At 61.4% G+C, this 21,792-nt stretch carries 22 protein-coding genes; 5 read left to right on the forward strand and 17 right to left on the reverse strand.

The features are described from left to right. Positions 1-80 precede the first annotated feature (80 nt). Together MOQ67_RS08005 and MOQ67_RS08010 are read right to left on the reverse strand one after the other, a co-directional pair. Positions 81-752, reverse strand: a complete 672-nt coding sequence (locus tag MOQ67_RS08005; RefSeq protein ID WP_017844791.1) for a COG3650 family protein — start codon at positions 750-752, stop codon at positions 81-83. Positions 753-848: 96 nt separating this feature from the next. Continuing rightward, the gene (locus MOQ67_RS08010) at positions 849-1,448 is read right to left on the reverse strand and encodes a short chain dehydrogenase (RefSeq protein ID WP_017844792.1); all 600 of its coding nucleotides are present in this window, start codon (positions 1,446-1,448) and stop codon (positions 849-851) included. Between the two features lie 104 nt (positions 1,449-1,552). On the opposite strand from MOQ67_RS08010, the gene MOQ67_RS08015 reads away from it, so the two are divergent. After that, positions 1,553-2,461 (forward strand): LysR family transcriptional regulator, encoded by a 909-nt coding sequence (locus MOQ67_RS08015; RefSeq protein WP_017844793.1) that lies wholly within the window; start codon positions 1,553-1,555, stop codon positions 2,459-2,461. Here MOQ67_RS08015 and MOQ67_RS08020 read toward each other — a convergent pair. The 9 genes from MOQ67_RS08020 to MOQ67_RS08060 all read right to left on the reverse strand — a co-directional run bounded on the left by MOQ67_RS08020 (position 2,458) and on the right by MOQ67_RS08060 (position 10,143). Beyond that, entirely contained in the window at positions 2,458-2,943 is a 486-nt protein-coding gene (locus MOQ67_RS08020; RefSeq protein ID WP_017844794.1) for a DoxX family protein, read from the reverse strand. The two genes, MOQ67_RS08015 and MOQ67_RS08020, sit on opposite strands and share 4 nt — an antisense overlap. Next, the gene (locus MOQ67_RS08025; RefSeq protein ID WP_198717341.1) at positions 2,940-3,716 is read right to left on the reverse strand and encodes an HvfC/BufC N-terminal domain-containing protein; all 777 of its coding nucleotides are present in this window, start codon (positions 3,714-3,716) and stop codon (positions 2,940-2,942) included. The genes MOQ67_RS08020 and MOQ67_RS08025 overlap by 4 nt, the downstream gene beginning before the upstream one ends. Further along, the gene (gene bufB / locus MOQ67_RS08030) at positions 3,713-4,591 is read right to left on the reverse strand and encodes an MNIO family bufferin maturase (RefSeq protein WP_198717342.1); all 879 of its coding nucleotides are present in this window, start codon (positions 4,589-4,591) and stop codon (positions 3,713-3,715) included. Before bufB ends, MOQ67_RS08025 begins: the two co-directional genes overlap by 4 nt. Positions 4,592-4,614: 23 nt before the next feature. Next, positions 4,615-4,920 carry a BufA1 family periplasmic bufferin-type metallophore gene (bufA1, locus tag MOQ67_RS08035; RefSeq protein ID WP_017844797.1) on the reverse strand — a complete coding sequence of 102 codons (306 nt, stop codon included), beginning with the start codon at positions 4,918-4,920 and terminating at the stop codon, positions 4,615-4,617. Between the two features lie 226 nt (positions 4,921-5,146). After that, positions 5,147-5,848: an ABC transporter ATP-binding protein gene (locus MOQ67_RS08040; RefSeq protein ID WP_017844798.1), complete on the reverse strand. Its 702-nt coding sequence runs from the start codon at positions 5,846-5,848 to the stop codon at positions 5,147-5,149. 1 nt (position 5,849) lies between these two features. Continuing rightward, positions 5,850-6,617, reverse strand: a complete 768-nt coding sequence (gene livG / locus MOQ67_RS08045; RefSeq protein ID WP_198717343.1) for a high-affinity branched-chain amino acid ABC transporter ATP-binding protein LivG — start codon at positions 6,615-6,617, stop codon at positions 5,850-5,852. Beyond that, positions 6,614-7,867: a high-affinity branched-chain amino acid ABC transporter permease LivM gene (locus tag MOQ67_RS08050; RefSeq protein ID WP_017844800.1), complete on the reverse strand. Its 1,254-nt coding sequence runs from the start codon at positions 7,865-7,867 to the stop codon at positions 6,614-6,616. Before MOQ67_RS08050 ends, livG begins: the two co-directional genes overlap by 4 nt. Continuing rightward, positions 7,864-8,787, reverse strand: a complete 924-nt coding sequence (livH, locus tag MOQ67_RS08055) for a high-affinity branched-chain amino acid ABC transporter permease LivH (protein ID WP_003231100.1) — start codon at positions 8,785-8,787, stop codon at positions 7,864-7,866. The genes MOQ67_RS08050 and livH overlap by 4 nt, the downstream gene beginning before the upstream one ends. A gap of 228 nt (positions 8,788-9,015) precedes the next feature. Beyond that, a complete protein-coding gene (locus MOQ67_RS08060; RefSeq protein WP_017844801.1) occupies positions 9,016-10,143 on the reverse strand; it encodes a branched-chain amino acid ABC transporter substrate-binding protein in 1,128 nt (375 codons plus the stop codon). 341 nt (positions 10,144-10,484) lie between these two features. Here MOQ67_RS08060 and MOQ67_RS08065 point away from each other — a divergent pair, with 341 nt between their 5' ends. After that, positions 10,485-10,787, forward strand: a complete 303-nt coding sequence (locus MOQ67_RS08065) for a DUF2288 domain-containing protein (RefSeq protein WP_017844802.1) — start codon at positions 10,485-10,487, stop codon at positions 10,785-10,787. 221 nt (positions 10,788-11,008) lie between these two features. Here the strand turns inward: MOQ67_RS08065 and MOQ67_RS08070 are convergent, their stop codons facing one another. Next, the gene (locus MOQ67_RS08070; RefSeq protein WP_026139772.1) at positions 11,009-13,186 is read right to left on the reverse strand and encodes a hypothetical protein; all 2,178 of its coding nucleotides are present in this window, start codon (positions 13,184-13,186) and stop codon (positions 11,009-11,011) included. Positions 13,187-13,499: 313 nt separating this feature from the next. Further along, positions 13,500-13,868, reverse strand: a complete 369-nt coding sequence (locus MOQ67_RS08075; RefSeq protein WP_198717344.1) for a YkgJ family cysteine cluster protein — start codon at positions 13,866-13,868, stop codon at positions 13,500-13,502. Between the two features lie 253 nt (positions 13,869-14,121). Between MOQ67_RS08075 and MOQ67_RS08080 the strand changes: the two genes are divergently transcribed. Next, positions 14,122-15,474 (forward strand): spinster family MFS transporter, encoded by a 1,353-nt coding sequence (locus MOQ67_RS08080; protein ID WP_198717345.1) that lies wholly within the window; start codon positions 14,122-14,124, stop codon positions 15,472-15,474. 167 nt (positions 15,475-15,641) lie between these two features. Here the strand turns inward: MOQ67_RS08080 and rapA are convergent, their stop codons facing one another. Then, positions 15,642-18,488 carry an RNA polymerase-associated protein RapA gene (rapA, locus tag MOQ67_RS08085; RefSeq protein ID WP_198717346.1) on the reverse strand — a complete coding sequence of 949 codons (2,847 nt, stop codon included), beginning with the start codon at positions 18,486-18,488 and terminating at the stop codon, positions 15,642-15,644. 218 nt (positions 18,489-18,706) lie between these two features. Between rapA and MOQ67_RS08090 the strand changes: the two genes are divergently transcribed. Further along, positions 18,707-19,048, forward strand: coding sequence for a hypothetical protein (locus MOQ67_RS08090; RefSeq protein ID WP_017844807.1), 342 nt, complete (start codon positions 18,707-18,709; stop codon positions 19,046-19,048). Here the strand turns inward: MOQ67_RS08090 and MOQ67_RS08095 are convergent. The 3 genes from MOQ67_RS08095 to MOQ67_RS08105 form a co-directional block, all read right to left on the reverse strand. Next, complete coding sequence (locus tag MOQ67_RS08095; RefSeq protein WP_448675905.1) at positions 19,045-20,226, reverse strand: aminotransferase class V-fold PLP-dependent enzyme; 1,182 nt, start codon at positions 20,224-20,226, stop codon at positions 19,045-19,047. The two genes, MOQ67_RS08090 and MOQ67_RS08095, sit on opposite strands and share 4 nt — an antisense overlap. Then, positions 20,223-20,498, reverse strand: coding sequence for a RidA family protein (locus MOQ67_RS08100; RefSeq protein WP_017844809.1), 276 nt, complete (start codon positions 20,496-20,498; stop codon positions 20,223-20,225). Before MOQ67_RS08100 ends, MOQ67_RS08095 begins: the two co-directional genes overlap by 4 nt. 89 nt (positions 20,499-20,587) lie before the next feature. Next, positions 20,588-21,460, reverse strand: a complete 873-nt coding sequence (locus MOQ67_RS08105; RefSeq protein WP_198717348.1) for a LysR substrate-binding domain-containing protein — start codon at positions 21,458-21,460, stop codon at positions 20,588-20,590. Between the two features lie 37 nt (positions 21,461-21,497). Between MOQ67_RS08105 and MOQ67_RS08110 the strand changes: the two genes are divergently transcribed. Next, complete coding sequence (locus MOQ67_RS08110) at positions 21,498-21,755, forward strand: hypothetical protein (protein ID WP_198717355.1); 258 nt, start codon at positions 21,498-21,500, stop codon at positions 21,753-21,755. Positions 21,756-21,792: the final 37 nt, after the last annotated feature.

Below are 21,792 nucleotides of genomic sequence, written 5' to 3' on the forward strand. Positions count from 1 at the left end.
TGGGGCCGGCAGTTTTGCAAACCGGCGATTATAAGCCCCAACGGCAGGTTCCCGTCATGTTAAAACAGCGCGGGCCCGCATCAATCGTCGCGCGAACCGCCGAAAGCCGCGCAGCCACGCTGGACTTGACCGTTGACCCGCAACTCGGCGGTCATGTGTTGCAGGCTGCCGCTGGCACTGTCGACACAGCGCTGGGGGGCCACCCACAGTTCGATGTGCTGGTTATTGGCTTCGGTCATCAGGTTGAAACGACCGTCACCCAGTTGTTCCTCGACATAGGGAACCGGCAGCGGCGGCTGGCCTTCGCGCTCCAGCACCATGCCCTTGGCGGTGACGTTCAGCGCCCAGGCCGGCTTGTGGCCGTTGGCACGCAGGATCATGCGCTTGAAGTCGGGATCATCGCAGGCCGAGGTCGAGCGCTCGACGCGGTACAGCTGTTGCAGCTCCACTTCGCCCTGGGTGCCGGCGGCGACGCCGGAGAACTTGCCGCGCAGGTCGGCAAACAGTGCGCCTTGCTGGCCGGCCAGGGACGCGGCTTCCTGCAGGATGCTGGTGCCGCCGGTGTCCTTGACCACGTAGTTGCGCTGGTCGTGGCACGGTTGGAACAACAGCTTGCCGGCGACTGCCGTGAGCTCGCCCTGCATGCGGGTCAGCCCGGCGGTGGACGGTTTGGCCGGCTCGCTTTCGAACAACTGGCAGGCGGTGAACAAGGGGAGCAAGGCAAACAGCATGAGGGTACGGGCGGCACGCATTATCGGGTCTCCTGACAAGTGCCGCCACGTTACGCAGGCTGGCGGTGCATCACAAGCCCACGCGCCAGCTTCAGGCATTTCTTACAGCTTTGGCGTTCAACCTACGATAAAGGTTTGGCCGGTCTGCAAGCCCTCGACGCTTTTCGCGTAGGCCAGTGCCACATCGGCGCCCGCAGCCGGTTTGTACCCGCGAAAGTACGGTGCATAGCTGCCCATGGCTTCCAGCAGCACTGTCGGGCTTACGGAATTGACGCGCAGGCCCCGTGGCAATTCGATTGCGGCGGCTTTCACAAATGCATCCAGTGCGCCATTGACCAGTGCCGCTGAGGCGCCGGTGCGAATCGGGTCGCGGTTGAGGATGCCGCTGGTAAAGGTGAACGAGGCGCCGTCGTTGGCGTACTCGCGGCCGATCAGCAGCAGGTTGACCTGGCCCATCAGTTTGTCGCGCAGGCCCAGTTCGAAATCGGTTTCGCTCATCTCACCCAGCGCGACGAAATTCACACTGCCTGCGGCGCAGACCAAGGCATCGAACCGGCCGGTCTGCTCGAACAGCCGACGGATCGAGGCGCTGTCGCTGATATCCACCTGGAAGTCGCCGCTGCTGCGACCAATGCTGATCACCTCGTGACGCTGCGCCAGTTCCGCCTTGACCGCCGAGCCCACGGTGCCGCTGGCACCAATCAATAGGATTTTCATCGTGCTGTTTCTCCAGTGGGTAAGTGAGGGTTCAGTCTAGTGTGGCTTTTCAAGTGGATAAACGCGCTAATAGGCAACCTTTGGTTTTCAAATGGAAACAATCCATGAGCGAGATGGATGACCTGGCGGCGTTTGCCGTACTGATCGAGGCCGGCAGTTTCACCGTGGCGGCTGAGCAACTGGGCTGCAGCAAAGGGCAACTGTCCAAGCGCATCAGCCAGTTGGAGGCGGGGTACTCGGTGGTGTTGCTGCATCGCACCACGCGCAAGCTCAGCCTGACCGCTGCCGGCGCTGCGTTGTTGCCCCAGGCGCAGGCGTTGGTGGCGCAGGTCGAACGGGCACGTCAGGCGCTGGCGCGGCTCAAGGACGACTTGGCCGGGCCGGTGCGTATGACGGTTCCGGTGTCGTTGGGCGAAACCTTCTTCGACGGCTTGTTGCTGGAGTTTTCCGAGCACTACCCGCAGGTGCAGATCGAACTGGAGCTGAACAACAGCTACCGCGACCTGGCGCGGGATGGCTTTGATCTGGGGGTACGCTCGGGCGCCATCGAAAATCAGCGCCTGGTGGCCAAGCCGTTGTTGGCCTGGCACGAGATGACCTGTGCCAGCCCGGCCTACCTGGAGCAGCACGGCGAACCGCTGACCCCGGCCGATCTGGCGTCCCACACCTGCCTGCTGAACAGCCACTACAGCGGCCGCGAAGAGTGGTTGTACCACCAGCAGCACGAGCTGCTACGCGTGCGGGTGAGCGGGACCTTCGCTTCCAATCACTACAACCTGTTGAAAAAGGCCGCCCTGGTGGGCGCTGGTATTGCGCGGCTGCCTTCCTACGTTTTACCGGCGGAACTGGCTGACGGCCGATTGCGCTGGCTGCTGCGGGATTATCAGACGCGGAGCCTGCCGATGTACCTGGTGCATCCCTATCAGGGCGGCTTGCCGCGACGCACCCAGGTGTTGGCCGACTACCTGGTGGACTGGTTCAAGCGCAGCGGCGAAGCCCTCGACCGACTCTAGCGATAGCGGCGGGCGATCAGGTGGTCGACGGAGAGGCGCCCCGGGCCTTTGGCCACTAACAGCAGTAGGACGGCCAGCCAGGTGCCGTGGGTCGGGTAGGCATCGGGGTACACGAACAGTTGAATGGTCAGGGTCATCCCGATCAACGCCAGGGCCGAGAAGCGTGTGGCCAAGCCCAGCAGGATCAGCACCGGGAAGAAGTGTTCGGCAAATGCCGCCATGTGCGCGGCCACTTCCGGCGACAGCCAGGGCAGCTTGTATTCGCTGCGAAACAGCGGCAGCGTCGAGGCGGCGAGGCGCGGCTCGCCCAGTTGGAAGGTGCCGCTGATCAAGTCGATGGCAAAGCCTTCTACTTTGGTTTGCCCGGACTTCCAGAACACCGCCGCGATGGAGAAGCGTGCGAGAAAGGCGATCAAGCTGTAGGGGATTTTTTCGAAAAGCTGGATGGCCCGGTTGATCAGGCGCGTTGATCGAGGGTTCATGGCGATACCTTGTGTTCCAGAGACAGATGAGTGATGGCGGCTTGGTTGATCAGCAACGCCAGGCATTGGTGCAGGTCGAACTCGGCTGAGGCATCGAGTGCGTGCGCGAGCGCCTTCTCCAGCACCGCGCCCTGGTTCAGGCTGTCGATAAACGCCACCGAGCCGCTGTCGATGGCGAACACCTTGACCTCCAGGCCCCGGCGCAACACGAGGGCGCCCTGGGCATGCCAGGGATTCAACGTGGCAATCGCGCCCTCGGTCTGGTGCGCCGCCCACACCGCGACGACGGCGTAGCGCGAGTCCAGCGTGGCCAGGGATGGGTGCAGTTGCAGGTGCAATGTGCCCAGCTCGGTGTGCGTTTGCAGTTGCTGCAGAACAGCCTGCGGTTCCAGTGTGGGGGCATCCGCCGCGTGATAGGCACGGACCCGCAAGCGTTCCAGGCGCGCTACATCCGCCAGGTAAGGCACGCTCGCGGCCGGTTCAAAGCCCTGGATAAAACCGGAAAATGTCGCGCCGTATTCGCTGATCAATGGGCTGCCGGGCGGGCATGCCTGTACGTAGCAGCCGGCCATGGCGCGGAAAAACTCCTCGCCCACCAGTTGCAACGTCACCGGGTAAGCAGTCGCCAGCGCGTTGATCAACGAGCCGTGGACATTGTTGCGATACACCGCAAAACGGCTGGCCGGGTCGGCGCCGTTGCTGCTGAACAGGCCGGCCGGGCAGGCTTGGTCCGGCGCCAGCAGGGCGGCGGCAAAGTCTTCGAGAAGGCTCATGGGCGGCCCCGCGACAAGTGCCGTTCGGCCTGCTGTGCCTCGGCCAGCAGCACGCTGAAGGCCGGTACCTGGTTATCCCTTTCGATCAGCGTGGCCACCGGGCCGGTACGCGCGAGCACATGTTCGTACAACTGCCAGACAGCGTTATCGATGGGCGCGCCGTGATCGTCGATCAGCAGGCGCTCGCCCAGGCTGTCGGTGTCTTCGGCAAAGCCTGCCAGATGAATCTCAGCCACGGCGTGCAAGGGCAGCGCGTCGATGTAGGTCAACGGATCGCGCTGATGATTGATGCACGACACATAGACGTTATTCACGTCCAGCAGCAGGCCGCAACCGGTGCGGCGGATGATTTCGCCGATGAAGTCCGTTTCGTCGAGCGTCGAGCGCTGGAACTGCAGATAGGTCGATGGGTTCTCCAGCAGCATTGGCCGCTTGAGGGTGCTCTGAACCTGATCAACGTGTTCGCACACTCGATTGAGGCTGGCGACATCGTAGGCCAGGGGCAGCAAGTCGTTGAGAAACACCGGGCCGTGGGTCGACCAGGCCAGGTGCTCGGAAAAGGCCTGGGGTTGATAGCGCTCGATCAGTGTTGCCAGCCGTGCCAGGTGCTCACGGTTCAGCGGGTTTTCGCCGCCGATGGACAGGCCTACGCCGTGTAGCGACAGCGGGTACTGCGCGCGAATCAAACCCAGGTAGTGATGAAACGGGCCGCCGGCCACCATGTAGTTTTCGGCATGCACTTCAAAAAAACCGATATCGGGGCAGGTGTCGAGCACTTCGGTGAAGTGCTCGTTTTTCAGCCCCAGCCCGGCCCGCAGGGGGAGGCCGGGCACCTGAGCCGCTGAGGGCGTTTGCAGGAACGAAAGCGTCATCATCAGTACTCAGGCTGCAGGCTGCTTCAGGACTTGGCGGTAAAGGCCGCTTCCTGGCCGAAGCCAGTCGACGAGGTGGTGCTTGGGGTTTGGGTGCAGGTGCCGGCCGGGACCAGTTTCCAGGCGTTGGCCTGATCCTTGGTTTTGGAGGTGCCGGCGCAGGAAGTGCCAGCGCCGGCGGCGCAATCGTTCTTGCCGGCTTCGGCGACGCCGAAGCATTTCTGCATGTCGTCGGCCGCGTGGGCGCTGGTGCTCAAGGCGGACAGGCTCAGGGCGGAACTCAGGGCGAGGACGAGGGAAGCAGCGGACAGCGAACGGTGTTTAACGGTCATGGTGTATCTCCAGCAGTGGGATGAGTCGGCGGGCATGATTGCCTGCTTGTACCACTAGAGGCTGGACGCTGGAATTCGTTACAAGCCGTTTGAAAAAAATTTCAGCGATCACCCGAAACAAATGTGGGAGGGGGCTTGCCCCCGATGACGGTACATCAGTCACATATTCTGTGCCTGACATGGCGCCATCGGGGGCAAGCCCCCTCCCACATTTAGCAACCGGGTGTTAACCGCCGAGGTACGCCTCACGCACCTTCGGATCGGTCAGCAACTGCTCACCCGTGCCCTGCATCACCACCCGGCCGTTTTCCAGCACATAGGCACGGTCGGCGATTTTCAGCGCCTGGTTGGCGTTCTGTTCGACCAGGAACACCGTCACACCGTCCTTGCGCAGCTGTTCGATGATGTCGAAGATCTGCTGGATGATGATCGGCGCCAGGCCCAGGGAAGGTTCGTCGAGCAGCAACAGCTTGGGTTTGCTCATCAGCGCGCGACCGATGGCGAGCATTTGCTGCTCGCCGCCGGACATGGTGCCGCCGCGCTGGCTGAAGCGTTCCTTGAGCCTGGGGAACAGGTGCAGCACCTTGTCCATTTGCTCCTGGTAGTCGCCCTTGTCGGTGAAGAACCCGCCCATGGCCAGGTTCTCTTCGACGGTCAGGCGCGAAAACACCCGTCGACCTTCCGGCACCACGGCAATGCTTTTGCGCATGATGTGCGACGATTGCTGGCCCACCAGCTCTTCACCCATGTAGCGGATGCTGCCGCTGTGGGCCTGCGGCGAACCGCACAAGGTCATCAGCAAGGTCGACTTACCGGCACCGTTGGCGCCGATCAGCGTGACGATCTCACCCTGGCGCACTTCGACGTTGACGCTGTGCAGGGCCTGGATCTTTCCGTAGAAAGTGGAAACGTTTTCGAATTGCAGCATTTTACGCTTCCCCCAGATAGGCTTTGATCACTTCAGGATTGTCGCGGATCTGCTCCGGCGTACCGTCGGCCAGGGGCGTGCCCTGGTTGATCACCACGATGTGGTCGGAAATGCTCATGACCAGTTTCATGTCGTGTTCGATCAACAGCACGGTGGCGTTGTTTTCCTCACGCAACACGCTGATCAGCGCCTTGAGGTCTTCGGTTTCCTTGGGGTTCAAACCGGCGGCCGGTTCGTCGAGCATCAGGATCCGCGGGCGGGTCATCATGCAGCGGGCGATTTCCAGGCGACGTTGCTGCCCATAGGCCAGGGTGCCGGCGGGGCGGTTGGCGAACTCGGTGAGGTTGACCTTGTCCAGCCAATACTCCGCGTATTCCATGGCCTCGCTCTCGCTCTTGCGGAACGCCGGGGTCTTGAACAAACCAGCGAAGAAGTTGGTGTTCAAGTGACGGTGCTGAGCGATCAGCAGGTTCTCGACCGCCGTCATGTCCTTGAACAACCGCACGTTCTGGAAGGTCCGCACCACGCCTTTGCGGGCGATCTCGTGACCGGCCAGGCCCTGGATCGGCTGGCCGTCGAGCAGGATGCTGCCACCGCTGGGCTTGTAGAAACCGGTGAGGCAGTTGAACACCGTGGTCTTGCCGGCGCCGTTGGGGCCGATCAGCGCAACCACTTGTTTTTCCTTCACGGTCAGGGCCACGCCATTGACCGCCAGCAAGCCGCCGAAGCGCATGCTCAAGTTTTCGACTTTCAGGATCTCGCGGCTCATTTGCGCAGCTCCATGTGTGGACGTTGCATGGGCAGCAGGCCTTGAGGACGCCAGATCATCATCAGCACCATCATGGCGCCGAACATCAACATGCGGTATTCGCTGAACTCACGCATCATTTCCGGCAGCAGGATCATCACGATCGCCGCGAGAATCACGCCCAACTGCGAGCCCATGCCACCCAGTACCACGATGGCGAGGATGATCGCCGACTCGATAAAGGTGAACGACTCCGGTGTCACCAGGCCTTGGCGAGCGGCGAAGAAGCTGCCGGCAAAACCGGCGAACGCGGCGCCCAGGGTGAACGCGGACAGCTTGATGATGGTCGGGTTCAGGCCCAGGGCCCGGCAGGCGATTTCATCTTCGCGCAGCGCTTCCCACGCACGGCCGATCGGCATGCGCAGCAGGCGGTTGATCACGAACAGTGCGGCCAGGGCCAGCAACAGCGCCACCAGGTACAGGAACACCACTTTGCTCACCGGGTTGTAGGCAATCCCGAAGTACTCGTGGAAGGTCTGCATGCCTTCGGCCGCAGAGCGCTCGAACGACAGCCCGAAGAACGTCGGCTTGGGAATGCTGCTGATGCCGTTGGGGCCACCGGTGATGTCGGTCAGGTTACGCAGGAACAGTCGGATGATTTCCCCGAAGCCCAGGGTCACGATGGCCAGGTAGTCACCGCGCAGACGCAGCACCGGGAAGCCCAGCAGGAAGCCGAACGTCGCCGCCGCCATGCCGGCCAGGGGCAGGCAGATCCAGAAGCTCCAGCCCAGGTAGTGCGAGAGCAGCGCATAGGTGTAGGCGCCCACGGCGTAGAAACCCACATAACCCAGGTCGAGCAGGCCGGCCAGACCGACTACGATGTTCAGGCCCAGGCCCAGCAACACGTAGATCAGGATCAGGGTGGCGATGTCGACCGCACCGCGCGAACCGAAGAACGGCCAGATCAGCGCGGCCACGATCAGGCCGATGATGATGTAGCGCTGGGTGCGCGGCAGGGTCAGGAATTGGCTGACCTTGGGCGATACCAGCGGGCCACGGTTGCCCTTGAACAACGCGCCGACCTGCCGGGTGAACAGCACGCGCAGGAACATCAGCACCGAACACAGGGCGATGATGGTCAGGGTCACGGGACCGGTGCCATGCACTTCCAGGTTGATGCCGACAATGCTCAGCTTGAGGCCGAGTACCGGGAACGCCACGGCCCAAACCAACAGGGCGCTGAAAAACGCCGATTTAAGATATCTGCTCATACTTTCTCAACCTCCGGACGGCCCAGGATGCCGGTCGGACGGAACAACAGCACCAGAACCAAAAGGCCGAACGCCACGACGTCCTTGTACTGGTCGCCGAAGATATCGGCGCCAAACGCTTCGGCCACACCCAGCACCAGCCCGCCGAGCATCGCGCCCGGAATGCTGCCGATGCCGCCCAATACCGCTGCGGTAAAGGCCTTGAGGCCGACCAGGAAACCGGCGTTGGGGTTGATCACGCCGTACTGCATGCTCAGCAACACGGCGGCGACGGCCGCCAGCGCGGCACCGATGACGAAGGTCAGGGCGATGATGTTGTTGGTGTTGATGCCCAGCAGGTTGGCCATCTTGATGTCTTCGGCGCAGGCCCGGCAGGCGCGCCCCAGACGGGAGCGGGAAATGAACAGGGTCAGGCCCAGCATGGCCACCAGGGTGACGACGAAGACCAGGATCTGCATGTACGAAATCAGCACTTCTTGTGCGCCGCCTGGGCCGAAGGAGAAGCTCCCCGGGATCAGGTTGGGAATGGACTTGTCCTTGGAGTCCTGGGACAGCAATACGGTGTTCTGCAGGAAAATCGACATGCCGATGGCGGAAATCAGCGGGATCAAACGGTTGCTGCCACGCAAGGGACGATAGGCAACCCGTTCGATACTGTAGCCATAGGCACTGGTTACGACGATCGACGCCAGGAACGCGGCGGTCATCAACAACGGCAGGGAGTGGATCCCCATCATGGCCAGCCCGGCAAGGGCAATGAAGGCCACGTAGGAACCAATCATGTAAACCTCGCCATGGGCGAAGTTGATCATTCCAATGATGCCGTAAACCATTGTGTAGCCAATGGCTATCAAGGCATAGGTGCTGCCAATGGTCAGGCCATTAACCAGCTGTTGGAAAAAATGATAGATCTCAGGCATTACAACGCTCCTAAAAACCCGATACGCATTTCACTGGTGGAGTCATGTTCCGGCCCTGCGCTGTGTTCTGTGAGCACATTTGCGCAAAGCGTTTGCCAGCGAACCGCTGGTGACGGTTTTAAGATTTTCAGGTGAGCCAGCGCCCGGATCGCGGGTGACAGGCCCATAAACCTCGTAAAACAAAGCCCACTGCTCTCACAGTGGGCTTGTTGACCAGTAACGCCTGGCTTACTGAGGGGAAACTTCGGTTTTCGGTTTGCCGAAGTGCCACTCGTAGACCACGAACTTGAAGTCCTTCAGGTCGCCCTTGGCGTCGAAGCTCAGATCGCCGGTAGGGGTCTTGAAGGTGCCCGCGTGGATGGCTTCGGCCACTTTGGCGGTGTCTTCGCTTTTCGCGGCTTTGATACCACCGGCGATGACTTCAATGGCCGAGTAGGCCGGGAACACGAACGGACCGGTTGGGTCCTGCTTGTTCTTGGCGAACTCTTCAACGATGGCTTTGTTGGCCGGGTCGGTGTCGAAGGATTTCGGCAGGGTCACCAGCAGGCCTTCGGAAGCGCCCTGGGCGATTTGCGAGATGGAGTCGTTGCCGACGCCTTCTGGGCCCATGAACTTGGCGTTCAGGCCTTTTTCCTTGGCTTGGCGCAGGATCAGGCCCAGCTCAGGGTGGTAGCCGCCGTAGTAGACGAAGTCGACGTTGGCTTGCTTGAGTTTCTGGATGATCGAGGAGAAGTCCTTGTCACCGGCGTTCAGGCCTTCGAAAACGGCAACCTTGGTGCCTTTCTTCTCGAGGGTCTGTTTAACGGCAGTGGCGATGCCTTCACCGTATTGCTGCTTGTCGTGCAGCACGGCAACGATCTTCGGTTTCACGTGGTCGGCGATGTAGTTGCCGGCCGCCGGGCCTTGGGCGCTGTCCAGGCCGATGGTGCGGAAGATCAGCTTGTAGCCACGGGCGGTGATTTCCGGGCTGGTGGCTGCCGGGGTAATCATGATCACGCCTTCGTCTTCATAAATGTCGGACGCTGGCTGAGTGGAGCTGGAGCAGAGGTGACCGACCACGAACTTGACGCCGTCGTTGACCACTTTGTTGGCGACGGCCACGGCTTGCTTGGGATCGCAGGCGTCGTCGTATTCCTTGGCTTCGAGCATTTTGCCATCGACGCCGCCTTTGGCGTTGATGTCGGCGATCGCTTGCTTGGCACCCATGAACTGCATGTCGCCATATTGTGTGACAGGACCGGTTTTAGGCCCGGCGATGCCGATCTTGATGGTGTCGGCTGCGAACGAATGGCTGGCAACCCCGGCCAGGACCATAGCGGCAAACAGTTTGGAAATCTGCTTAGTAGCCTTATTCATAGTGCTCCACTCTTACTGTTGTCTTTTTTATAGTTCTAGCGGCCTTGTGAGCTGCAGAACCGGATCAGATATCTTGAATATCCCCCCGGCAGTGCCCTGGCAACTGTACCGGTACAGTGTAGAGCGCCGGTTGATCGCTTGAAAAGCTGGCTGCTGGGGGCAATACCCGGGCGTGTCGCTTAAATGAAAGAAAAAGACAGAATTGCGCCGGGACGCTGCCGCAGTGGCGGACAATCCGTGGCTTTCCTGACGCTTTCAATCGCTCACTCATTTGCAACTGGGTTTTTCTACGAGAGACACGACGTTATGATTGCGCCGATTTTTTCCCAAGGTGAATCCCCATGACGCAAGAACCTAGCACCCTCTATGCCAAGCTGCTCGGTGAAACCGCCGAAATCTCCTGGAAGGAGCTCGAACCGTTCTTTGCCAAGGGTGCCCTATTGTGGGTCGACGCCGGCCTGGATTTGATCGAGGCGGCCGAAGGCATGGCCGAGGATCAGCGCGATAAAGTCGCTGCCTGGCTGGCCTCGGGGAGCCTGGGCGAAGTGTCTGCGACGCGGGCATTGGACCTGCTGGAGCGTGATCCGAGCCTGTGGGCGGTGGTGGTTTCGCCGTGGATTCTGATCCAGGAAAGGGCAGCGTAAGAAAAGCCTGCACGAAAATGGTGCGCAGTTTGCGCCGCTGCAAGTGTGTAGCGGAGTAACCGCTGATGCGGTGATGGCATCTTGCCGTGGAGAAAGGTCACAGCTGAGGGTGACGTGCGCGTCACGGGAACAGTTTTGCCGACGGCGAAATGCCCGGGGAATTGTTTCTTGGTGTTAGCAGATCGCTGTGGCGAGGGAGCGTGCTCCCTCGCCACAGACAACTAGGCGGTTTTGCCGGTATGGTTGTTCAACGAAATAATCTTCGTCTTGCCGATCCGATGACGGTAAATCTCACGCAAGTACTTGATCGCCTTCTTCACGCAATCCCGTGACAGGCGAATGTCATTGATCGAGACAAACTTATCTTTGTCATTGATCAACTCACGGTACTTCTTCTCATACATCGGCTTGATCGCGTACCAGTTGGTGTCGAGGATCTTCGCTGGGTTTTCAAACTCATTGAGCAGTTCGTCGATACGCTCTTCGTCGAAATCCTCGTGGATGATGAAGTCCAGGATCGAGTTGTCCAGCGTGTCGTCGAAACGGTACGGGTTGCGCGCAAAGCAGCGTTTGATGAACGCCACGATCAGCGTCAGGAAATCATCCGACAGGCACGGGCTCTTGGCGATCAGGGTGGTCAATGACAGGTTGGCCGACGCGCCGATCACCAGGGCGTAGCGCTTGAGCGTGGTGTTGGGGAACAGGCTGTTGAGGTGGGTCTTGAGGCGGTTCAGGTCCATGTAGGACAGTTTGTAGTCCTTGGGCAGCGACACGATCGACACCACCGACGAGCAGTTCTTGAAGAAGTGCAGGTCGTGCAGCGCCGCCGCGTCATAGCCGGAGTTCTTGTACTGCTCCAGGGAAGCCTTGTAGCGCTTGGACTCGATCGGCAGCAGGCTGATGCCTTCGATGGCCTGGGTGACTTTGTTGAAGTGCGGCAGGTCGATGGAGCGGAAGAACAGGTCGTCGATGTTCAGACGCTGCGGCTCTTTGTCGAACACCTTGAACTTGTCACCCGACGGCGCGGGGGTTTCCGGGACCACCGATTCGGCGTAGGCAATCGCCACCGGGCCGGCCAGGCTCATGAACAGGTCGTTGGCATCCAGGCGGATGGTTTCGCCGATGTCGATACCGGCGCGACGGAAGTAGTTCTGGTCGTAGTCGGTGGTGACCGCCTGGGCGGTAAGAATGTTGAAGATCTGTTGCGAGATATACTGGTTGGCGTGCTTTTCCATGGCATTGACATCAATGTTCTGGATATTGCCGTCATCGCTCTCTTCGGCGTAACGCATGATGTCGTTGGAGATCAGCATCATCGCGTTCCACGGGCGGATACGGCCCTTGACGCTGGCTTCGCTGCTGTCTTCATTGGCGAAGTTGTACGAGAAATCCCATTCTTCCGACAGATACTTGCAGAGCAGCCGCCCGGCGTTGATGTGCAGCGCCTCGGACATTTCGCTGCGGTGGTCGGAGATGTTCGGCAGCACGCAGATGCCGCTGGTGAAGATCGGTTCGAAAACGAAGGCGTGGCCGCTTTTGCTGTCGTGCTCGTCGGCCGGCTTGGTGTCGAACGTCTTGTTCATGTATGAATGCTGCTGGGCCAGGCCGAATTCCGACGCCATGCCCGAGCCGGTGCCGCCGCCGGCGCTGAAGATCGAGAAATACAGGCGCGACTGGTTGGCCTTGATGCCGCAGGAGTCGATCAGGTACGAATGGATCATCTTCCAGTCGGGGCTGGAAAAACGCTGGGTGTCTTTATTGAGGATGATCTTGGCCAGGTACTGGCCGAGGATCGGCGCGTTACCGGCGCCACCGGCATGGACTTCCGAGAGGTCCATGATTTTCATCTTGCTGTAATCGCGCAGGAAGCCGCTTTTTTCGCCCTTGCGCGAGAATCGGATGCGCCCGGCGATGTCTTTGTCCAGGTCGCCCAGCATCACCAGCGGCTCCACCAGGAACACCGGTTTGCTGGCCTTGCCGACGCCCAGGCGCAGGTTGTTGCGAATCCATTGGGCGGGGCTGTAGCCCTTGTCTGTCGACTTGTCTTCGGTACTGAATTCGTTCAGGTAGAACTTGCGTGCGTTATAGACCAGCTCGGCCACGTCCAGCGCAATGTTCGAACCGCAGCGGCCCAGGCCGATCAGGCACACCGAGGGGAATTCCTGTTCGCTGCGCGGCTCGCCATCGACTTCCTGATGGGGCAGGCGCGGGAACACCATGTCACGCAGGCCGTCGAGGTTGTCGAGGATGCGGTCGGTATTGGTCTCGGTGAAGTACAGGTATTGCTGGGTCGCCAGTGGACGGGGGCTGCTCAATGACTTCGAACCTGAAGGTTTTTCCGCAGGAGCTGTCGGCAACACATCGGAGACCACGGTGGCAGAGTTATTTTTAGAAGTCATTGTGCGCCATGTACCTGGGCGGATGGCTGTGAAATGTTAAAAAGCCATCACTGAGTGGGAGTTCGCGACTTTACAGTGCGTTCGGGTCCGGGGCGATAGGTTTAACCCTAGCGTTTCAAGGGGAAATCCCGGCCCGACTCTGATGAATCGGCCGTTTACCGGCATTCTTTAGATAAATGATGGCGAAATGCCAAAGATTCGGCGTCAGCGAATTGCTCTGGCAGGCAAGTGGGCGCTGCTGCGGGCAGCGGAAATGTTCATGATCGCGCTGGCGGGCAGCTCACCCGGACCGACATCACGGCCCTGTTGGCGGCTAAGCGCTGATCGGCAGGTCGAGCTCGAAAGGTGGTGGCTCCAGCGGCGCCAGACCAAATGCTGCGCGCGCGGCATCGCAATCGGTGTTTTGCACACCGTGGCTCCAGGAGGCGTCGAACTCGCGGCACACGCTGGAGCGCTGCTCATAGATCGTGCAATGAGTGCCTTTGCCCACTTCGCCTTCAAGGCTGCAGCAGCGCGCGGGTTTCTGGTCGGTCCCGATCATCGCCACGCGTGTGGGGTTGATCTGCACCACCAGGTCATCGGGCACCGTGCCCCCCGCCGAGGCGCACTCACCCCAGAAGAAAGACACACGGAAGTGTGAACAGCAGGCACCGCAATTCAGACACGGACTGGCTTCGGACATGGGCGTCTTCGATAAGGAAAGTAAGAAGGGTTGTGACAGGAAGGCTCGCCATTCTAATCGCGCCATGGCCGTTGGGAAGAGCAGGGCACACTTATATTTTTCGTAGGGAAAGTCCCGTAGTTTCGGGTGAAATCATGCCCTATCAGCGTTACGAATCATTACAGACAAGCGTCGCCGGCCTGACTATGTTGCAGATACCTGAGCAGGATGCATCGGGCATCGCAGCTCTCATAACAATAAAAGAGACGGACCCATGCAGAACTCGACCCAAGCGGCGAATGCCTGGCGCATTCTGTTCCTGCTGTTCCTCGCCAACCTGTTCAACTTTTTCGACCGCACCATTCCGGCGATCATCATCGAGCCGATCCGCATGGAATGGCACCTGAGCGACTTTCAGCTGGGCATCATCGGCACCGCCTTCACCATCGTCTACGCCATTGCCGGCCTGCCGCTCGGGCGCCTGGCCGATACCGGTTCGCGCAGCAAACTCATGGGGTGGGGCCTGTTCGCGTGGAGCGGGTTGACGGCGATCAACGGCATGGTCGGCAGTTTCTGGACGTTCCTGTTGGTGCGTATGGGCATCGGCATCGGCGAAGCCAGCTACGCGCCGGCGGCCAACTCGCTGATTGGCGACCTGTTCCCGGCCCACCGCCGTGCGCGGGCCATGGGCATTTTCATGCTGGGTCTGCCGTTGGGCCTGTTGCTGGCGTTCTTTACCATTGGCGCGATGGTCAAAGCGTTCGACAGCTGGCGCGCGCCGTTCTTTATCGCGGCCGTGCCGGGGCTGATCCTCGCGGTCTTCATGTTCTTTATCAAAGAACCCAAGCGCGGCGCGGCAGAAACCGTGCAAGTCTCCCAGGAACGCGTCGACCGCCCGATCCGCCGCGTGCTGGCGGTGCCGACCTTTCTCTGGTTGGTGCTGGCCGGGCTGTGCTTCAACTTCGCAACCTATGCGTGTAACTCGTTCCTGGTGCCGATGCTGCAGCGCTATTTCCTGATGCCGTTGCAGGACGCGGCGGTTGCCACCGGGGTGATCGTCGGGTTGACCGGGCTGGTCGGCCTGACGTTGGGCGGCTGGGTTGCCGACAAGATCCATCAACGGGTTGCCAATGGCCGCCTGTTGTTTGCCGCGTTCAGCCTGATCATTTCCACCGTCACCACCGCCTGGGCCTTGCACGCCGGGCGTATCGAGATCGGTGTGTTTGTCGCGCTGTTCAGCGTGGGCTGGTTGTTTGCCTACAACTTCTACACCTGTGTGTACACGGCGATCCAGGACGTGGTCGAGCCGCGCCTGCGGGCCACGGCGATGGCGCTGTTCTTTGCCGGCCTGTACTTGCTGGGTGGCGGCATGGGGCCGGTGGTGGTGGGGGGCTTGTCCGATCACTTTGCCCATTCGGCGATGTATGCCGCCGGGGCGGAGCAGATGACCGAGGCTTATAAAGCGGTGGGGTTGCATGACGCCATGTACTTGATTCCGGTGGCGCTGTTCTTGACCATGCTGTTTCTGTTTCAGGCGTCGCGCAGTTTTGTGCGGGATGCCAAACGGATGAAAGACGGGCTGGTGGCGGTGGCGGTGGCGGTGCCGGCTGCTGCTGCGACGGCTTGAGATCGTGTTGACGCCATCGGGAGCAAGCTCCCTCCCACACTGGAACTGCATTCCAAGTGTGGGAGGGGGCTTGCTCCCGATGAGGCCATGACTGGCGAAGACCTTCTTCAGTGAATAAAAAAGGCCCGCATTGCGCGGGCCTTCTTTTTAGCTGAGCAACGCAGCAATCAACCCGCCACCAACACCCGGATCGCTTCCAGGCGCAGCGCGGCCTTGTCGAGCATGGCCAGGCCTTGCTCGCGCTGTTGGCGCAGGGCAATCAGTTCGCTGTCGCGCACGGTCGGGTTGACCGCTTGCAACGCAGTCAGGCGCGCCAGTTCTTCGTCGGTGTCGGCTGCCAGGCGACGCTTGGCCTCGGCCACGCGCTCGGCGTGGCGCGGGGTGATCTTCTCTTCGCCGGCGTTGATGCGTGGCGTCAGCTGGTCGCGCTGGGCCTGGACGAACTTGTTGGCGCTGGCCCGTGGCACGCTTTCCAGCTGGTCGTTCAAGGTTTCGAACGACACGCGGCCGGACAGGTCGTTGCCGTTGGCGTCCAGCAGGCAGCGCAGGGCGGCCGGCGGCAGGTAGCGGCCCAGTTGCAGCGAGCGCGGGGCAACCACTTCGCTGACGTAGAGCAGCTCCAGCAACACGGTGCCGGGCTTGAGCGCCTTGTTCTTGATCAGCGCGACGGCGGTGTTGCCCATGGAGCCGGACAGCACCAGGTCCATGCCGCCCTGCACCATCGGGTGTTCCCAGGTGATGAACTGCATGTCTTCACGCGACAGCGCCTGGTTACGGTCGTAGGTGATGGTCACCCCTTCGTCATCGCCCAGGGGGAAGCTGGCGTCGAGCATTTTCTCGCTGGGCTTGAGGATCAGCGCGTTTTCCGAATGGTCTTCGCTGTCGATACCAAACGCATCGAACAGGGTTTCCATATAGATCGGCAGGGCGAACTGGTCGTCTTGCTCGAGGATGTCTTCCACCAGCGCATCGCCTTCACCCGCGCCGCCGGAGTTGAGCTCCAGCAGACGGTCGCGGCCGGTGTGCAGTTCCTGTTCCAGGCGCTCGCGCTCGGCACGGGCTTCGTCGATCAGGGCTTGCCACTCGCCGTCGTCGGCGTTTTCCAGCAGCGGCAGCAGGCGTGGGCCGAACTGATGCTGCAAGGCGTTGCCGGTCGGGCAGGTGTTGAGGAACGCATTCAGCGCTTCGTGGTACCACTGGAACAGGCGCTCTTGCGGGCTGGTTTCCAGGTACGGCACGTGCAGTTCGATCACATGTTTCTGGCCGATCCGGTCCAGACGGCCGATCCGCTGTTCCAGCAGGTCGGGGTGGGACGGCAGATCGAACAGCACCAGGTGGTGGGAAAACTGGAAGTTGCGGCCTTCGCTGCCGATTTCCGAACAGATCAGCACCTGGGCGCCGAATTCTTCATCGGCGAAGTAGGCGGCGGCGCGGTCACGTTCGAGGATGTTCATGCCTTCATGGAACACCGTGGCCGGGATGCCGGAGCGCACGCGCAGGGCGTCTTCGAGGTCCATCGCGGTTTCGGCGTGGGCGCAGATCACCAGGACCTTGGTGCGCTTGAGCATTTTCAGCTGGTCGATCAGCCATTCAACCCGTGGGTCGAAGCGCCACCAGCGATTGTCTTCCTCAATGTCCGGCTGCGACTGGAAGCTGACTTCCGGGTACAGCTCGGCGTGTTCGCCCAGCGGCAATTCGAGGTATTCGTCCGGGTTCGGCAGCGGGTAGGCGTGCAGCTTGCGCTCCGGGAAGCCCTGCACCGCGGCGCGGGTGTTGCGGAACAGTACGCGGCCGGTGCCGTGGCGGTCGAGCAGCTCGCGCACCAGGCGCGCGCTGGCTTCGGTGTCGCCATCGTTGACGGCGGTGAGCAGCGCTTCACCTTCGTTGCCGAGGAAACCCTGGATGGTGGTGTGCGCGGCCGGGGAGAGACGGCCCTTGTCCAGCAGTTCCTGCACCGCTTCGGCCACCGGGCGATAGTTCTCGCTTTCGGCGCGGAACGCTTGCAGGTCGTGGAAACGGTTCGGGTCCAGCAGGCGCAGGCGCGCGAAGTGGCTGTCCTGGCCCAGTTGTTCCGGGGTGGCGGTGAGCAGCAGCACGCCAGGGATGACCTCGGCCAGCTGTTCGACCAGCGAGTACTCGGCGCTGGCATTGTCTTCATGCCAGACCAGGTGGTGGGCTTCGTCGACCACCAGCAGGTCCCAGCCGGCGGCGAACAGTGCGTCCTGGGCCTTCTCGTCGTCCACCAGCCACTCCAGGGCCACCAGGGCCAGCTGGGTGTCTTCGAACGGGTTGGCGGCATCGCTTTCGATGAAGCGTTCTTCGTCGAACAGCGCCACTTGCAGGTTGAAGCGCCGGCGCATTTCCACCAGCCATTGGTGCTGCAGGTTTTCCGGAACCAGGATCAGCACGCGGTTGGCGCGCCCGGACAGCAACTGGCGATGGATCACCAGGCCGGCTTCGATGGTCTTGCCCAGGCCCACTTCGTCGGCCAGCAAAACCCGTGGCGCGATACGGTCGGCGACTTCACGGGCGATGTGCAACTGGTGGGCAATCGGTTGCGCCCGCACGCCGCCCAGGCCCCACAGCGAAGATTGCAACTGGCGGCTGGTGTGTTCCAGGGTGTGATAGCGCAGCGAGAACCAGGCCAGCGGGTCGATCTGCCCGGCGAACAGACGGTCGCTGGCCAGGCGGAACTGGATGAAGTTCGACAGTTGGGTTTCCGGCAGGGTGACCTGCTCGTTCTGCCCATTGAGGCCGTGGTAGACCAGCAGGCCGTCGACGTCGTCGACTTCTTGCACGGTCATTTTCCAGCCTTCGAAATGGGTGATGCTGTCGCCCGGCGAGAACCTCACGCGGGTGAGGGGCGCATTCCGTAGCGCATACTGGCGCGTGTCGCCAGTGGCCGGATAGAGCACGGTCAGCAAGCGGCCGTCCTGTGCCAGAACGGTGCCTAAACCCAGCTCTGCTTCGCTGTCACTAATCCAGCGTTGCCCCGGTTGATACTGCTGCGCCATGCTGCCTGACTCCCGCCGTGAAAAAGCCGACTATCTTAACGGAACAAGGCCCTCATCCAAAGGACTCTGACAAAAACTACGCGGTTTGCGCCGTGCATCGAATGTTGAGTCGACAGATGGCGGGCACTTGTGAGTGTCGACTGGGTCACAGGTTGGCAAGCCTGCGCTCAAGTCCGCCCGCCGCCCGCCGACAGCCTGCTGACAGGAGAACAACTATTATGCTGCCACCTATGCTGCCCGTCAGCGTTGTGCCGGTCACGTCGCAACTCGACCCGGTGCGTCAAAAACCCGATATTCCGCCCGTGGTGCCCGTACAAGCGAGTTCCAACGAGAGCACGATCGACCTGAAAAAAGGCGATGCCGAGCAGTCGACGTTTTTGCTGCGCGAGGAGCAACGTCGCCAGCAGGAGCAGCAGAAACGCCGGCGTGAAGCCGATGACGACCCGGAGGCGCACTTGGCGATCCCGGGCGACGAGCTCAACGCCGATAACACCGTGCCCGTGGCGCCGCTGATCGAAGACGCGCCGCGCCAGGGGTTGTGGGTGGACGTCGAGGTTTAATCACGCAGTTCGCGCAAGGCCGCCATCAGCCGTTCAATGTCCTGATCGGTGTTGAGCGGGCTGACGGAGATTCGCGCAATGCTGGCCAGGCCTCGTGCCTGCATATCCAGTGGGGTATATGCCACATCGTTGGCGCCGATATTGATGCGCTTGAGCTCCAGGCGACGCTTGAGCTCGAAGGCGTCCCAGCCGGCGAGGTTGAAGGCGATCAAGCCTGATTGGCTGGTGCCCAAGTCATGCAGAGAGATTCCCGGAGTCTGACGCAACGTTTCGCGGATTCGCTCGCTGGTCTGCCGGACCCGGTCCCACACCCGCTCAATCCCCAGTTGATTGAGTTCCTGCAACGCATTGCCCAAACCTGCGAATAAGGCGTAGGACATTTCGCTGGTTTCAAAGCGTCGGGCATCGTTGCGCAGGCCGAACCCCTGGGCGCTCCACGGTGCTGAAAACACATCGCGCTGCGCAGGGTTCAACCGCGCCAGAAAGTCCGGCCGCACGTACAGCAGCGCCGTGCCCCGCGGCCCGCGCAGGTGCTTGCGGCCCGCCGACTTGAGCACGTCGCAGTGCAGCGCCTGCACATCCACCGGCACCTGGCCGACCGCCTGGCCGGCATCGATGAAGTAGGGGATGCCATGCCGCCTGGCCACTTCACCAATCGCCTGGGCGGGGTTGATCAGGCCGCCATTGGCGGGGAGCCAGGTCAGGTCGATCAGTTTCACGCTTGCGTCGATCATCGCTTCCAGGGCTACCGGGCAGACTGCACCGGTTTCATCGCAGGGGATTACCTCGATTCGCGCACCGGCCTGCACCGCCAGTTCCATGCTCGCCAGGTTGCCGCCCCATTCGTGGCGCCCCACCAGAATCCTGTCGCCCGGCTGCCACCGGCCCAGCGCCTGGAACGCCAGGCTCCAGGCGGTCGAGCCGCTGCCGGCAAAGGCAATCGACGCGGTGGGTGCATTGAGCAACTGGCCGGCGGCGCGGCGGGCTTTTTCCACCAGGATGGCGCCATGCTCGCTGGCCTCCATCGGGCTGTCGCACGCTTCGCGTTGCAGTTGCTCGATGATGGTGTCGAGGGTCGCCTGGCTCGGCAATGCAGCACCGGCCGTGTTGAAGTGTACGAGACCGGACCGACAACCCGGCGTGGCCTCGCGCAGGCGCTGGACGTCGAGCGGGCTCATGGCTGCAGCTCGAACACGGCGTCGACTTCCACCGCCACGCCCCCCGGCAGGCTGGACACACCGACAGCCGTGCGTACATGCCGGCCTTTGTCACCGAGGGATTCGCCCAGGCGGCCGACATAGGCCGGTTTGCCGCCCAGCAACGGGATTTGCCCGGAGATAAACAACGGATTCCGGCTGATCACATGGTTGATGTAATTGGCAATCGGCTGGCTGGGCGTCGGCAGCGTGAGGCCGAGGGCCTGCACGCGTTGGCGGATGGAATCGCGCATGTTGAATCCTCTGGGTTGAGAGGTTTCAGCATGTTGATCAAGGTGATGGACGACAAACGCATAGATATCATCCGACGTATCTAAATAACTCACGCGTCGGCGCAGGCAGCCTTCAACCACGCGCTGAAACATTCGGCCGCCGCGCTGGCGGGGCCTTGGGGCGCGATCAGCCAGTAGCCGATTTCGCTGCGATACGGCGGCCAGTCGAAGGCTTCTACCAGGCTGCCGTCCTGGAGCCGACGCTCGATCAAGCGGTGACGGCCCATGGCGATACCTTGGCCGGCCACGGCGGCTTCGACCACGATGTTGTAGTCATGCAGCACCACGCGCGGATGCGGGCTGAGGTTGACTTGATAATGGCCGGACCAATCCGTCCATTCGAACGGGCGGTGCGAGGTGGCCATCAGCAGAGCGCCGTTGTGCTGCCGGCTGGCCTTGAACGCCGGGCTGCACACGGGGGAGAGCACTTCCGGCATCAGCCGCGTGGCCTGCACGTCAGGCCAGTCGCCCTTGCCATAGCGGATGGCCAGGTCGACCTCGGCCGCCGCGACGTTCGCCAGTTGAATCGCTGGCACCAGCTCCACCTGGATCTGCGGGTAGCGTTGCAGAAAACCGGCCAGGCGCGGCGCCAGCCATAAGGTGGCGAAGGACGCGAGCAAGCCGATGCGCAACACCGTGACGCTGGACACCACCCGTTGGCTGCGGGTGGCGGCGGCGATCAGGTCGAGGGCAGGGCGGATTTGCTCGTAGTAGTGTTGGCCGTCTGCGGTCAGATCAATCGCGCGGGTGCGTCGGATAAATAATGGTTTGCCCAGGTACTGTTCGAGCTTGTGTACCTGATGGCTGAGCGCGCTCTGGGTCACTGACAACTCATGGGCCGCCTTGATAAAGCTCAAGTGCCGCGCCACGGCCTCGAAGGCGCGCAGGGCCAGCAACGGCGGAAGGTCCTTGTGCAGTGCCACCTGTGTGCGCCTCTTGGGTAAGGGGGAAGTGCCGATTTTGGGCGATGACCTGCATTTTGTCAGCCCGCTGATTTGCTGTCGGGCAAGTGAGGCCGCATTATTAAGCGATCCCCGCCACGACGTAAGCCAAGCCATGAGTGATGACGACAAACTGATCGACCTGAACGCCGAACGCGCTAAACGGGTGCATGACCTCAACGACAAACGTCTGAATGAGGTTCGCCAGGCGTTTGAACAGGCGATGCCGCTCGGAAAAGTTAAGAAAAAACCGAAAAACAAACCGAAAAAGCGTTGAAACAGCCTGCATCTATTGATGCAGGTCAGTTATTTCC

This window comes from Pseudomonas sp. LY-1 (assembly GCF_053502595.1).